The sequence below is a fragment of the Aeromicrobium sp. Leaf289 genome (genome assembly GCF_001423335.1).
Lineage (GTDB): Bacteria > Actinomycetota > Actinomycetes > Propionibacteriales > Nocardioidaceae > Aeromicrobium.
On sequence record NZ_LMNK01000003.1, the window covers coordinates 56,750 to 69,581 of the forward strand.

General features: G+C 72.7%; 13 protein-coding genes. 4 read left to right on the forward strand and 9 right to left on the reverse strand.

Annotation, left to right across the window (positions count from 1 at the left end; genetic code table 11):
- Positions 1 to 59: 59 nt before the first annotated feature.
- Positions 60 to 1,346: a nicotinate phosphoribosyltransferase gene (locus ASF37_RS11375; RefSeq protein ID WP_056580643.1), complete on the forward strand. Its 1,287-nt coding sequence runs from the start codon at positions 60 to 62 to the stop codon at positions 1,344 to 1,346.
- 116 nt (positions 1,347 to 1,462) lie between these two features.
- On the forward strand, positions 1,463 to 2,029 hold the full coding sequence (locus ASF37_RS11380) for an isochorismatase family protein (RefSeq protein ID WP_056552228.1): 567 nt from the start codon (positions 1,463 to 1,465) through the stop codon (positions 2,027 to 2,029).
- On the opposite strand, the gene ASF37_RS17175 is transcribed toward ASF37_RS11380, so the two are convergent.
- The 4 genes from ASF37_RS17175 to ASF37_RS11395 all read right to left on the reverse strand — a co-directional run bounded on the left by ASF37_RS17175 (position 2,016) and on the right by ASF37_RS11395 (position 6,882).
- Complete coding sequence (locus ASF37_RS17175; protein ID WP_156364645.1) at positions 2,016 to 2,153, reverse strand: hypothetical protein; 138 nt, start codon at positions 2,151 to 2,153, stop codon at positions 2,016 to 2,018. The genes ASF37_RS11380 and ASF37_RS17175 overlap by 14 nt on opposite strands.
- 65 nt (positions 2,154 to 2,218) lie before the next feature.
- Positions 2,219 to 3,256 (reverse strand): LLM class flavin-dependent oxidoreductase, encoded by a 1,038-nt coding sequence (locus tag ASF37_RS11385; RefSeq protein ID WP_056580646.1) that lies wholly within the window; start codon positions 3,254 to 3,256, stop codon positions 2,219 to 2,221.
- Positions 3,257 to 3,346: 90 nt separating this feature from the next.
- Positions 3,347 to 5,899, reverse strand: a complete 2,553-nt coding sequence (locus tag ASF37_RS11390; protein ID WP_056580649.1) for a hypothetical protein — start codon at positions 5,897 to 5,899, stop codon at positions 3,347 to 3,349.
- Between the two features lie 98 nt (positions 5,900 to 5,997).
- Positions 5,998 to 6,882 (reverse strand): oxygenase MpaB family protein, encoded by an 885-nt coding sequence (locus ASF37_RS11395; RefSeq protein WP_056580652.1) that lies wholly within the window; start codon positions 6,880 to 6,882, stop codon positions 5,998 to 6,000.
- Positions 6,883 to 7,012: 130 nt separating this feature from the next.
- Between ASF37_RS11395 and ASF37_RS11400 the strand changes: the two genes are divergently transcribed.
- Complete coding sequence (locus ASF37_RS11400; RefSeq protein WP_055968762.1) at positions 7,013 to 7,636, forward strand: TetR/AcrR family transcriptional regulator; 624 nt, start codon at positions 7,013 to 7,015, stop codon at positions 7,634 to 7,636.
- Positions 7,637 to 7,768: 132 nt separating this feature from the next.
- On the opposite strand, the gene ASF37_RS11405 is transcribed toward ASF37_RS11400, so the two are convergent.
- The 4 genes from ASF37_RS11405 to ASF37_RS11420 all read right to left on the reverse strand — a co-directional run bounded on the left by ASF37_RS11405 (position 7,769) and on the right by ASF37_RS11420 (position 11,354).
- Entirely contained in the window at positions 7,769 to 8,725 is a 957-nt protein-coding gene (locus ASF37_RS11405; RefSeq protein ID WP_056574313.1) for an alpha/beta hydrolase, read from the reverse strand.
- 20 nt (positions 8,726 to 8,745) lie between these two features.
- The gene (locus ASF37_RS11410) at positions 8,746 to 10,440 is read right to left on the reverse strand and encodes a DEAD/DEAH box helicase (RefSeq protein ID WP_055968767.1); all 1,695 of its coding nucleotides are present in this window, start codon (positions 10,438 to 10,440) and stop codon (positions 8,746 to 8,748) included.
- Positions 10,433 to 10,714 (reverse strand): DUF3039 domain-containing protein, encoded by a 282-nt coding sequence (locus ASF37_RS11415; RefSeq protein ID WP_235492853.1) that lies wholly within the window; start codon positions 10,712 to 10,714, stop codon positions 10,433 to 10,435. The genes ASF37_RS11410 and ASF37_RS11415 overlap by 8 nt, the downstream gene beginning before the upstream one ends.
- 79 nt (positions 10,715 to 10,793) lie before the next feature.
- Entirely contained in the window at positions 10,794 to 11,354 is a 561-nt protein-coding gene (locus ASF37_RS11420) for a YqgE/AlgH family protein (RefSeq protein ID WP_055968771.1), read from the reverse strand.
- A gap of 17 nt (positions 11,355 to 11,371) precedes the next feature.
- Between ASF37_RS11420 and ASF37_RS17470 the strand changes: the two genes are divergently transcribed.
- Positions 11,372 to 12,211, forward strand: coding sequence for a MerR family transcriptional regulator (locus ASF37_RS17470; RefSeq protein WP_056580655.1), 840 nt, complete (start codon positions 11,372 to 11,374; stop codon positions 12,209 to 12,211).
- 90 nt (positions 12,212 to 12,301) lie between these two features.
- Here the strand turns inward: ASF37_RS17470 and ASF37_RS11430 are convergent, their stop codons facing one another.
- Positions 12,302 to 12,832 (reverse strand): hypothetical protein, encoded by a 531-nt coding sequence (locus ASF37_RS11430; RefSeq protein ID WP_056552239.1) that lies wholly within the window; start codon positions 12,830 to 12,832, stop codon positions 12,302 to 12,304.

Here is a 12,832-nt window from a genome sequence, read left to right on the forward strand (position 1 = left end):
GCCCACGTCGAGCACCATCGTGAAGTGCCGACCCGGCTCGACCGCCTAGGGTGGCGGGTGTGACGACGGCACTGCTGACCGACCACTACGAGCTGACGATGCTGCAGGCGGCCCTCGCCGACGGGACCGCGCACCGCAGGTCCGTCTTCGAGCTCTTCGCCCGGCGACTCCCCACCGGGCGCCGCTACGGCGTGGTCGCCGGCACGGGTCGCCTGCTCGACGCCCTCGAGTCGTTCCGCTTCGACGCCGACGCGGTCGCCTGGCTGCGGGAGCGTCGGGTCGTCGACGAGGCGACGTGCGACTGGCTGGCCGACTACCGCTTCACCGGTGACGTCTGGGGCTACGCCGAGGGCGACCTGTACTTCCCCGCCTCGCCCGTCCTCGTCGTGGAGGGCACCTTCGCCGAGGCCGTGGTCCTGGAGACGCTGTTCCTGTCGATCCTCAACCACGACTCGGCGATCGCGTCGGCCGCGGCACGCATGGTCGGCGCCGCGGGCGGTCGCCCGTGCATCGAGATGGGCTCGCGCCGGACCCACGAGTGGTCGGCGGTCGCGGCGGCGCGTGCCGCCTACGTGGCGGGATTCGCCACCACCTCGAACCTGGAGGCGGGCCGGACGCACGGCATCCCCACGGCCGGCACGAGCGCGCACTCGTTCACCCTGCTCCACGACAGCGAGCGCGACGCGTTCACCGCGCAGGTGGAGTCGCTCGGCTCCACGACCACCCTGCTGGTCGACACCTACGACATCGCCGAGGCGGTCCGCACCGGCGTCGAGGTGGCGGGACCGTCGCTCGGTGCCGTCCGGATCGACTCCGGCGACCTGCCCTCGCTCGCCCACCAGGTCCGCGAGCAGCTCGACTCGCTCGGGGCCACCGAGACGCGGATCGTGGTCACGAGCGACCTCGACGAGCACGCGATCGCCACCCTGGCGGCCGCCCCCGTCGACGGCTACGGCGTCGGCACGTCGCTGGTCACGGGGTCCGGCGCGCCCACGTCGGGGTTCGTCTACAAGCTCGTCGCGCGCGAGGACGACGCCGGGACGATGCAGCCGGTGGCCAAGAAGAGCGTCGACAAGGCCAGCGTCGGCGGACGCAAGTGGGCGCTGCGCAGGCTCTCGTCATCCGGGACCGCCCAGGCCGAGGTCGTGGGCATCGGCACTCCCCCGGTCGACGACGGCGACGACCGCGCGCTCCTCGTGCCGTTCGTCGAAGGGGGTCTGCACGTGCACCACGACACCTTGGACGACGCCCGCGCACGTCACGCGTCGGCGATCGCCGAGCTGCCCGCCGCGGCGCGCAAGCTCTCGCGGGGTGAGCCCGTGATCCAGACCGTCCTCGAGCACTGAGTCCTGCGGCACCACGGGCCGTCGCACGACGACCGGGACCACCGCCCGACGTCGTGCGCCTGCAGCTCGTCCCGCCTGCGACCTACCCTGGACCGAAGCCGAACCGAGGAGGACCCGTGCCCGACCAGACGACCGCACTCGTGGTGGTGGACGTGCAGAACGACTTCTGCGAAGGCGGGTCGCTCGCGGTGGCCGGCGGTGCCGACGTCGCCCGTCGGGTCGCCGACCTGGTCGCCGAGGGACGGTACGCGACGGTCGTCGCCACGCGCGACCACCACGTCGATCCGGGGCCGCACTTCTCCGACACCCCGGACTTCGTGGACTCCTGGCCACGGCACTGCGTGGTCGGGACGTCCGGCGCGGAGCTGCACGCGCCGCTGACGACCGACCTGTTCGACGCCGTCTTCCTCAAGGGCGAGTACGAGGCGGCCTACTCCGGCTTCGAGGGCGCCACGGAGGCGGGTGACTCCATGACCGCGTGGCTGCGCGAGCGCGGCATCACGACGCTCGACGTCGTGGGCATCGCGACCGACCACTGCGTGCGCGCGACGGCGCTCGACGGCGTGCGCGAGGGCTTCACGGTGCGCGTCGTCGAGGGACTGACCGCAGCGGTGAGCCCGGCCGGCCTCCCGGCGCTGCGTCAGGAGCTGGCGGCGGCGGGCGTCCGGGTCACGGAGCGCTGACCGCGGAGGCGGTCGACGCGTTCTGCGGCTGGTCGGGGGCGGGCGGCAGCACGAACAGCAGCGCGCCCAGGGCGACCACCGGGATCGAGGCGAGGACGTCGCGACGGGTCGGTGTGTGCTTCATGGCGCCAGCCTGACCGGCGCACCTGAACGCGCGGCGTCAGCGCGGTGAACGCGCGCCGCACACCCTCAGAGCAGCTCCTTGGCGAGCAGCTCGAGGGTCTCGTCACGCGCCGGCGAGGTGCGCGGGTCGGTGCCCAGGCGGGCCGACCCGACCGGGTGCAGCATGACCTCGTCGACGTCGAACCGCTCGGCCATCTCGCGCACCTGCGCGGCGGCACCGGCCGGGTCGCCGACGACCGAGCGGGCGGACCCCGCGTCGACCATGGCCTGCTGCTGCGGCGGCAGGTCGGTCGCCAGCGCGGTCTCGACGAGGTCGAGTGCCGTCAGGGGCTGGCCGGTGCGCAGCCGTGCCATGTTCTGCAGGTTCGGCAGGGCCTGGGCGTGGGCCTCGGCCTCGGTGGCGGCGACCGAGGCGTTGACCGTGAGGAAGGTGGTGGGCCGGTCCGCCAGGTCCGAGGGACGGAAGTTCGCGCGGTAGTGGGCGAGCGCCTCCTCCGTGCCGTGACCGGAGAAGTGGTGGGCGAACACGTAGGGCAGACCCTTGGCAGCCGCGAGCTGCGCCGAGTACATGGACGAGCCCAGCAGCCACAGGCGCGCCGTGGAGGCGGCGACGGGCGTGGCCTTGAGGATGTACTCGCGCTGCGGGATCGGCACGCGGACACCGCGACCGTCCATCAGCGCGGTGACGTCGTCGAGGTACTGCGGGAAGTTCTCGACGTCGGTGTCGTCGCGCCCGGTGGCACCCCGCAGGGCCCACGACGTGACGGGGTCGGACCCCGGGGCGCGACCGATCCCCAGGTCGATGCGGCCCGGGTAGGCGGCCTCGAGCAGCGCGAACTGCTCGGCCACGGTGAGCGGCGCGTGGTTCGGCAGCATCACCCCGCCGGATCCGACCCGGATCCGGTCGGTGGCCGACGCGAGGATGCCGATCAGCACCGGAGGACTGGTGGCGGCGACCGCGGCCATGTTGTGGTGCTCGGCCACCCAGTAGCGCTCGAACCCGAGCCGGTCGGCGGTCTGGGCGAGCTGCACGGAGGCCGCGACGGCGTCGGACGTCGTCTGGTCGGTGCGGACGGGGACGAGGTCGAGGACGGACAAGCGCATACGGGGGTCAACGCCGGAGGGCGCCGAAGACTTCCCTCGCCGGCCGGGCGCCCCCGAGACGGGGCCCGGACGGGTCCAGCACGACGGGCCTCAGACCACCTTCTTCAGCGTGCCGCTCGGGGTGAAGGTGGCGGTGCGCTTCTTGGTGGCACCCGCCGAGGTCTTCGTGCAGTAGCCGAAGCTGGTCCCGAGCCGGCTGTGCGGCTGACCCACCTTCCTGAGGACGCTCTCGACGGACGAGCCCGTCCTCAGCCGCGTGACGACTGCGTCGCTCGGGCGGGCCGCGCGGTCGCGACAGCCGTCGTTGGCGACGCCCTCGGCGCGCTCCCACGTCTGCAGGTACGCCTCGGCGCCTCGGGCCATGTCGTCGACGATGGCCTGCCCGCCCTGCTTGCGCAGGTCCTCGATCCAGTCGGGGTACAGCCCGTAGTGGGCCACGCCGTCGGTGTTGATGTCGTACACGCGGGTGCCGCTCACGTTCTTGTCGATCGTCACCCCGCCCAGCCCCTTGAACGGGTAGGTGACCTTGTCGGGGACGTCGGCGCCACGCGGGTCTCCCTGGGCGCCGAGGCCGTTGATGTCGGCGCCGAACCCGAACCCGAAGTAGTACCGCGGGTCGGCCCAGGCGAGGTGCTGGCGCCACTTCTCGACGAAGCCGTCGCTGTCGCCGGCGTAGGGGGTGATGACGCCACCGGCCCGGTAGATGCGGGGGTAGGCGTCGGGGGTCGACCACGAGTGGCTCGACAGGACGCCCGGGTAGTCGATCCGCTCGACCAGGTCGAGGGAGGACTTCCGTGCCGCGACGCTCATGTGGTCCGGGTCGAACAGCATCTTCTTCTCGGCCATCCGCAGGATCGTGTGGTCACCGAGCGACGTGAGGCCGCGCGCGTTGCAGTGCGGACCCGAGGCGTACAGCGGGAGCTTGACCGGGATGTAGAGCTTCGCGATCGCCCCGAACAACGCGTCCTGCTCGGGCACCAGCGTGGGCGCCGTGAGCTGGCTGCGGTCCTCGACCCCCTCTTGGCCGTTCTCGCACGTCCTCATGTCCCAGAAGGACCCGGTCTCCAGGAAGTTGGCGCCGTTGATGAGCGGCGCGATGCCACCGGTGTCGCCGGCCACGCCGGACAGGGCGTTGTCGAACTTGTTGACCAGCTCCATCTGGCGGACACCGAGGTCGTGCACCTCGTCGAGCTGACGGTCGATCTCCGCCTTCGTGCACTGCGGCTGGTCGAGCTTGGTGGAGCAGCCGAACAGCACGCTGGTCTCGATGCCCATGACGACGGCGAGCTTGCCGTCGTTGATGACCTTCCGCGCCTCGAACGGGTCGGTGACGATCCGGTACCAGCCCTTGCCGGGGCCGCCGTACTGGGCGTCGACGTACCGCTCCAGGTTGCGCATCTGCTTGGCCTGCAGACGGATGCTGTCCATGTCGTCGCAGGAGTTGCGCTTGAGCGGGTAGACGGTGCACAGCTGGTTGTTCTCGACCAGGAGGTTCACGAACAGGCGTTGCCCGCCGCGCCACGACCGCTCCATCCACTTGTAGTAGGTCCCCTCGTGGGTCAGGGAGTCCGGCGCAGGCCAGTCCTTGAACGTCGGCCAGCCGACGGGGTCGTGGAAGCCGACGGGCGTGCCGCCCTTGCTCATGAGGTTCTCCAGCAGGGCACCCGCACCGTTGGCCAGCTGGTGGTCGAGGCAGTCGACGAGCGCGGCCTTGACGCCGTACGGGCTCCAGGGGCGACCGCAGTGCACCTGCCCGCCGAGGAACTCGAAGGCCATGCCGTGGGTGTGGGCGTCGAGGTAGCCGCGCACCTCCTGGAAGGGCGAGGCACCGCGGTGCGGCTCCCCCTTCACGTTCGTGGTGATCTCCGGCCAGGCCGCGCAGCCGGTCGTGAGCCTAAGGGCGAACGGCGTCGAGTCCCGCTCGGTGAGCCGTCCACGGGCGTCGGCGCCGAGCACCTTCGCACCACGCGCGAACGTGAAGCCCTTCGCGGTGCGATCGACCGTCCAGGTGGTCCTCGCCGACGCGGTGGAGGTGCGGCCCACCACGCCGAGCAGCCCGACCGAGAGGAAGCTCTCGTCCTTCGCGAACAGCAGGTAGCTGCCGAGGTCGGTGGCCTGGAAGTGGAACGGCTCCGCGTCGGTGACGCTCGTCGCCGAGGTGCTCCAGCCGACGCCGGAGCGGCGGACCCACCGGCCGTCGGGGCCCTGAAGCGCGTAGCAGCCGCCCGCCATGGCGTAGCGGTCCGCGGGGACCGACGCCCTCTTCGCCGGTGCCATCCCGGGAAGCAAGGTCGGGTCCTTCTCGGCCCGTTGCGCCTCCACGGCCGAACGACCGGCGGCGGCCTGCGTGGCGCTCGTGCGATCGGCGGTCCCTGCGGAGTCCGGTGTCCGTGACACGGCGTTCTTCGTCGCGGGATCGTTGTGCACGTGGTCGTGGCCGTCGTTCCCTGCGCCGCCCTGGAGGACGGAGACCGCGGCGGCGTCGGCCCCGTCGAGGCTCGTGCCGTCGACGGCGGCGTCGGGCGTCGCGTCACCGTGGAACTGCTCGGTCCAGGTGACGTAGGCGGGCAGCATCGCCGCGGTCAGCGTCATGGTCATGACCACGACCGCGATGCCCCAGCTGTGCCGACGCCTGCGTGTCATGCCGGGTCCAACGACGAACCTACCCATGAGTCACCCCTCGATCCGGTACGACCGTACCGGTTCTTCGGCGGTGCGACCAGACCCCGCCGGACGCGCCGTCAGGCCACGTCGGCCGGCATCGACGACGGGAACGTGCCGAGCCGCTCGACCATGAACCCGCCGGGATAGCTGCGGATGCGGTGCGACCGGCGCGGGTCGTAGGGCCGGCGACGCGGTGGCAGCAGGCGCACGACCCTCCCCCGCAGACGCAGGGACCGCCGAGCGAGACCTTGCACCCAGCGCGGGGGGTCGGGGTAGCCGAACGCGCGCCTCAGCGGCGCATCGAGGAGCGCCACGGCGAAGACCCGCATGACGCGCCTCAGCGGCCGGGGGTAGAAGTCGGCGAAGAGCGCCAACGTCGAGTCGGCGACGGCCCGGCCCCCCGGGTCGAAGGCGAAGTGCCTGGACTCGTACTCGTCCATGTGCCGCTCGAAGCCGGCGAGGTCCTCGGGCATCCCGGTGATCCCCATGAGGCGTCCCAGCCGGCGGTAGTACTGCACGGCCGCGACCTTCTCGGTCTCGGTCAGGGGACGCCAGCCGAACTCCTCGATCCAGCGCACGGGAGCGACGACGAAGGTGCAGAGCACGTACAGCATGTCGTCGCCTGCGATGTCGTAGCTGCCGTGCATCTGGTTCATCCGACGGATCGCCGCACGCCCTTGCGGATTCTCCAGACCGTCCTCGAGCACGGTCTCGAGCACGATCACCGTGTCGTCGTGGCGCTTCTGGGTGCGCTCGGTGAACTCCTCCGTGGCGCCGAGGAGTCGGCCGATGCTGGGGACGGCGTACGTGCGGAACAGCGCGAAGCTGAGCGCCTGCTGGATGTCCCACGGGAACTCGTGGTGTCCCGTGATGCGCGAGATGTCCTCGTAGTCGGTCGTCGGGTCGAGCGACTCGATGCGCTCGACCCAGTGGTCGCGGGGCAGCAGGCCTGGGATCCGCATCGCTCGATCTCCGTCCGGCGGTCGGGGTGGGTCGCGTCACTCTTGTTGGCGCGGCGCCAACAATGCCACCGCTCGGGCGCGCCGTCAACGCCCGAGCACTCCGGCGGCCCGTCGTGGCAGGCTTCGTCGCGTGACGACGACTCCCGAGGGACCACGCTGGCAACGGCTCGGCGCCGACCAGCGACGGTCGGAGATCCTCGCCGCGGCCACCACCGCCTTCGCGGCACGGCCCTACCCCGACGTGTCCCTGGCGGGTATCGCCCGCGACGCGGGCGTGGCGCGGGGACTCATCAACCACTACTTCGGCACCAAGCGCGACCTCTACCTCGAGGTGGTGCGCGAGGCCGCCACCGTGCCGTCGGTGGCCGTGGAGTCCCTGCCCGAGGGCACCGTGCACGAGCGGATCGACGCCGCGGTGACCTGGTACGTCGACTCCCTCGAGGCGGCCGGCACCACTTGGATCGCCGCGGCCGACGCCCACGGCCTGGGCCGTGACCCCGCCCTGGAGCAGATCCTCGACGAGGCGGAGGGGGCCACCGTCGACCGCGTGCTCGAGGCGGTCGGTCTCACCCCGGGCGGCGCGCCCCAGGAGCTCCTGCGGGCCCTCGTCCGCACCTACGGGAACCTGGCGCGCTCGGCTGCGCGCGAGTGGCTCCTCCAGGGCACGCTCGACCGCGCACAGGTGCACGTGCTGCTCCGCGCCACGCTGGTGACGATCGTCGACGAGGTCGTGCCCACCGTGCTCGACGCCTGAGCGGCCGCACGCCGTCGGAGGTAGGGGACGCACCGGTCCCGGCCCTGATGAGGTGCGAGACCTACCTGGGGTCCGTCGGTCCGGTGCGTCACCTACCTCTGACGCGTCGAGCCCGGCCCGACGCGGGCGCGCTCAGAGCACGTCGCGCAGGAACGCCGACGTGGCCTGCACCGCGTCGGCGGCCGACGGACTCACGCCCGGCAGGCTGATGAAGCCGTGCAGCGCCTCGGGGAACTCCTGGAGCACCACGTGCACGCCCTGCTCCCCCAGCTGGGCCGCGTAGCGGCGACCGTTGTCGGCCAGCGGGTCGTGCCCGGCCACCAGCACCAGCGTCGACGGCAGCCCTGCGTGCGACGCGGCGCGGATGGGTGACGCGCGCCAGTCCAGCGTGCCGTACTGGTCGCCGAGGTAGCGCCGCACGAAGCCACGCATGTTCGACGAGGTGAGGACGGGCGCGTCGGCGAACTCGTCCTCGCTCGGCCACCGGTCGTACGCCTCCACCCCGGGGTAGACCAGCACCTCGGCGCGCAGACGCGGCGCGCCGGCGTCCCGGGCCATCAGCGCGACCGTCGCCGCGAGGCCACCACCGGCACTGTCGCCCATCACGGCCACCCGCTCGGGATCGACGTCGAGCTCCTCGGCGTGCTCGACGACCCACTGCAGCGCCGCCCACGCGTCGTCGACGCCGGCGGGGAACGGGTGCTCCGGTGCCAGCCGGTAGTCGAACGACAGCACCACGGCGCCCGTCCGTGCCGCCACGCGGCTCGCGAACCACGCCGACTGCTCGGGGTTGCCCTGCACCCAGCCGCCGCCGTGGAGGTTGAGCACCACCGGCGGCGCGGTCGTGGCGGCCGGACCCCCGACGAGCCGGTGCTGCAGGAACCGGCGCGGACGGCCGTCGACGTCGACCAGGTGCTCGGTCGTGCGCACCGCGGGGTCGGCGGTGCCGAAGAGCCAGCGCCCGACGGGCGAGCGCTGGAGCCTCAGCCGCTGCTCACGCCGCTGCGCGAAGTCGTCGACCTCCTCGATCGGGGTCGACGACAGACGTTCGAGGACGCCGAACACGCGGGTCACCAGAGGCAGGGTCATGGGGCCACGCTACGGCGCGCTCAGCCCGACGCCCGGAGAGCCCAGCTGCGCAGCAGGTCGACGCGCTGCTGCAGCTGCTCGACGGTGGCCAGCGCGGCGGCCGGTCCGCCGGCCTGCGACCTGAGCTGCGCGTGGGTGACGCCGTGGGGCTGCCCGGTGCGCCGGTGCCAGGCACCGACCAGGCCGTTCAGCTCGCGCCGCAGCTCGCTGCGCTTCTCGTGGGCGACGTCGGCGGCGGTGCGCGACGCCGCTGCCCGCGGAGCCGACGCGTGCTTGGACCGCTTCGCGCGCAGCAGCTCGGCGACCTGGTCGGCCTCCAGCAGACCGGGGATGCCGAGGAAGTCGAGGTCGTCGTCGTCCAGGGAGTCCGAGACGGCACCGGCGTACTCGCCGCCGTCGAAGAGCACGCGGTCGAAGTCGGCCTCGCTGCCGAGCGCCTGGTAGGTCCCCTGCTCCAGCTCGGCCGACGCCGACTCCCCTGCCTGGGCGCGGGCCAGCATCTCGGCCTCGGCGGCGAAGAGGTCACCCTCGTCCTTGACCGGACGGCCGACCACGTGGTCGCGCTCGGCCTCGAGGTCGGCGGCCAGACCGAGCAGGCCGGCGACGCTCGGCAGGAAGATCGACGCCGTCTCGCCCCGGCGGCGTGCTCGCACGAAGCGTCCGACGGCCTGGGCGAAGTACAGGGGCGTGGCGACCGTGGTGGCGTACACGCCGACGGCCAGACGAGGGATGTCGACACCCTCGCTGACCATGCGCACCGCGACCAGCCACGGCGACATCGACGCCGAGAACTCGGCGATCCGGGCGCTGGCGCCCGCCTCGTCCGAGAGCACCACGGTGGGGACCTCGCCGGTGATGTCGGCCAGGAGCCTGGCGTACGCACGGGCCGAGTCCTGGTCCGTCGCGATCACGAGCCCGCCGGCGTCGGCGATGTCGCGCCGGACCTCCATCAGCCGCCGGTGCGCGGCACGCAGCACCGTGGGCATCCAGGAGCCCTCCGGATCGAGGGCGGTGCGCAGGGCCTGCGCGGTCGCGTCCTTCGTGAGCGGCTCGCCCAGCCGTGCGGCGACCTCGTCGCCGGCGCGCGTGCGCCAGTGCATCTGCCCCGAGTAGGCCATGAACAGCACCGGCCTGACCACGCCGTCACGGAGCGCGCGACCGTACCCGTAGGCGTAGTCGGCCACGCTCTGCTTCGTGCCGTCGCGCTGCGGGGCGTAGGTGACGAACGGGATGGGGTTGTCGTCGGAGCGGAACGGGGTCCCGGTGAGCGAGAGGCGCCGGGTGGCTCCCTCGCAGGCCTCCTGCACCGCGTCGCCCCACGAGAGGGCGTCGGCGGCGTGGTGGACCTCGTCGAGGATGACGAGCGTCTTGCGGGCGTCGATGCGCACGCGGTGGCCGTTGGGGTTGACCGCGAGCCCGGCGTAGGTGACGCAGTATCCGTCGAACCCCGGCGGCATGGCACCGGCGAGCGCCGGCTCGAGCCGGATGCCGAGTCCCGACGCCGCCAGCGCCCACTGGGTCTTCAGGTGGTCGGTCGGGGTGACGACGACGATGCGCTCGACGACACCGCGGTGCATGAGGTCGGCCGCGATCGTGAGGGCGAACGTGGTCTTGCCGGCGCCCGGCGTGGCGACCGTGAGGAAGTCGCGCGGTTGCGTGCGCGTGTAGAGGTCGAACGCGTCACGCTGCCAGGCCCGGAGGCGCTGGCTAGGCATCGGAGCCGGAGTCGCCTTCGCCGCCGGGCTGCATGCCGTCCCAGATCTCCTTGCATTCCGGGCACACCGGGAAGCGCTGCGGGTCCCGGCTGGGGGTCCAGACCTTGCCGCACAGGGCGATGCAGGGGGTCCCCATGACCATGGCCTCGGTCAGCGTGTCCTTCGGGACGTAGTGGCTGAAGCGCTCGTGGTCACCGTCCTCGAGGCGCTCGTCGCCACGCTGGTCGGTGCGCTCGTCTTGGACCGTCTGGGTGCCGCTGCCGAAGAATCCCACGTCGCACATCGTAACGGCTCCGCCACGACGTCGAGGCCCCCCACGCGCCGGCGGTGGCCCCTGCACCCGACCCCGCGGGTCAGTTGCTGGAGGGGTCGTCCGGGAACGTGGCCCAGAAGCGGACGTCGTCGTCCTGACGACGCAGCACCTCGCGCCAGAGCGTCTCGGGCACCGGCGAGAGCACGTCGTCGTCGCGCGCCTCGACCACGAGCCAGGAACCCTCGGCGGTCTCGTCCTCGAGCTGGCCCGGCCCCCATCCCGCGTACCCGGCGAAGACCCGAAGCCCTCGCAGGCTGCCCTCCCGGGGCAGCGGGCCGTCGAGGTCGACCAGTCCGACCCGACCCGCCATGGGTCGCCACCCCTGCGGAGGCGTCGGCCCGACGTCGGCCACGGCTCGCACGCCGACCGCCAACGCCGAGTCGGTGGCCACGGGGCCACCCTCGAAGAGACAGTCCGGGGCGTTCACGGCCCGCCCCCAGGCGGGGAGAACGTCCTCGACGTCGGCGTCGAGCGGATGGTTGAGGATCACGCCCAGCGCACCGCCGTCGTCGTGGTCCAGCAGCAGCACGACGCTGCGCAGGAACGGACCCGACTCGATGGCCGGGGTGGCCACCAGCAGCTGACCGCGCAGCGACTCCATGCCTCTATGATGCCCGCATGCCTGCGTCGGAGGACGGAACCGGGCCCGCCGACGCCGACGGGTCGCCGCTGACGGCCGTCTCCGAGGCGCCCGGACCCGACGAGGAGTTCACGGTCGACGAGCTCGCGGCGCGCGCGAACATGACGGTCCGCAACGTGCGTGCCTACGCCGCTCGCGGTCTCATCGACCCGCCGCGCCTGGAGGGCCGCACCGGCTACTACCACCGCGGGCACCTGCAGCGCCTCCAGCTGGTGCGTGACCTGCTCGACCGTGGCTACACGCTGGCGGCCGTCGAGAAGGCGGTGCTCTCGAGCCCCGCGACGGCCACCGCCACCGCGCTCGACCTGCTGCACCTGCTCGACGAGCCGTGGAGCGACGTCGAGCCCGAGCTCATGAGCCGCGACGCCCTCGCCGCGCTGGCCCACGTCGACCGCGACGACGCACTCATCGACGCGCTCGTGGAGTTCGGCCTCGCCGCGTGGGTCGAGGACGACCACGAGTCGGTGCGCCTGATCCAGCCGGCCATCGTGCGCAACGGCGCCGCCGCCGTGGCCCTGGGGCTGCCCGCCAACGACATCATCGCGCTGTTCCCCCTGATGCAGAAGAACCTGCGCGCGATCGCCGACGCGTTCGTCTCCAACGCGGTCGCGGCGATCGCCCAGCCCTTCATCGACCACGGACTTCCGGCCGACGAGGCGCCGGAGGTGCTGGGCGCCATCGAGAAGCTGCTTCCGGTCGCCAGCCAGGTGACCTACGCGATGTTCCGCCACGCGCTGGCGGAGGCGATCGACGCGGAGATCGGCACCCAGCTCGACGAGGTCGGCCTGCGCGGCCGCGAGCGACGCACGCGTCACTGACGTCGTCCACGACGGCGCCGCGCCGGGGAAATCACCCCGCCCGCGCTGGAGGGAGGGAACGCGCGGGCGAGGTGACGTGCGGGGACCTGCTCAGGCCGCGAGGGCGTTGCGCAGGCGGGTGATGAAGGCGCTGGTGCGGTTCTCCGAGCCCCCGTGCAGCGGGGGCATCGACTCCACGCTGGGGTACTCGACCTGCTCACGGGCCCGCGAGACGAGGTGCTCGCCCTGGCCGACCAGGTCGGGGTGCCAGCTGGAGACACCGGCCGAGACCGCGAGCAGCGCGCGCTCCTTGGCGAAGGCCTTGGCCAGCTCCGGCCGGTCACGGTGGGCGTCGAGCAGCGCACGCGCGCCGGGCATCTCGGCGGCGCAGGCCACCCAGGCCTCCACGGCCACGGTCGCCGGCGAGTCGCCCTCGAGGACCGTGCGGTCGAGCTCGCCGCTGAGGCGCTGGTACCAGGCCATCTGGACGTCGAAGAGCAGGGAGAGGTCGTCACCGAACGCGACGCGCGCGTCGGGGACCGCGTCGAGCAGCTGGTCGGCGGTGTCGTGGCGCCGGCGATCGGCCAGGGCCAGGACCTCGCGGAGGGCGGACTTGCGACGGTTGTAGGCATCCCAGGTCAT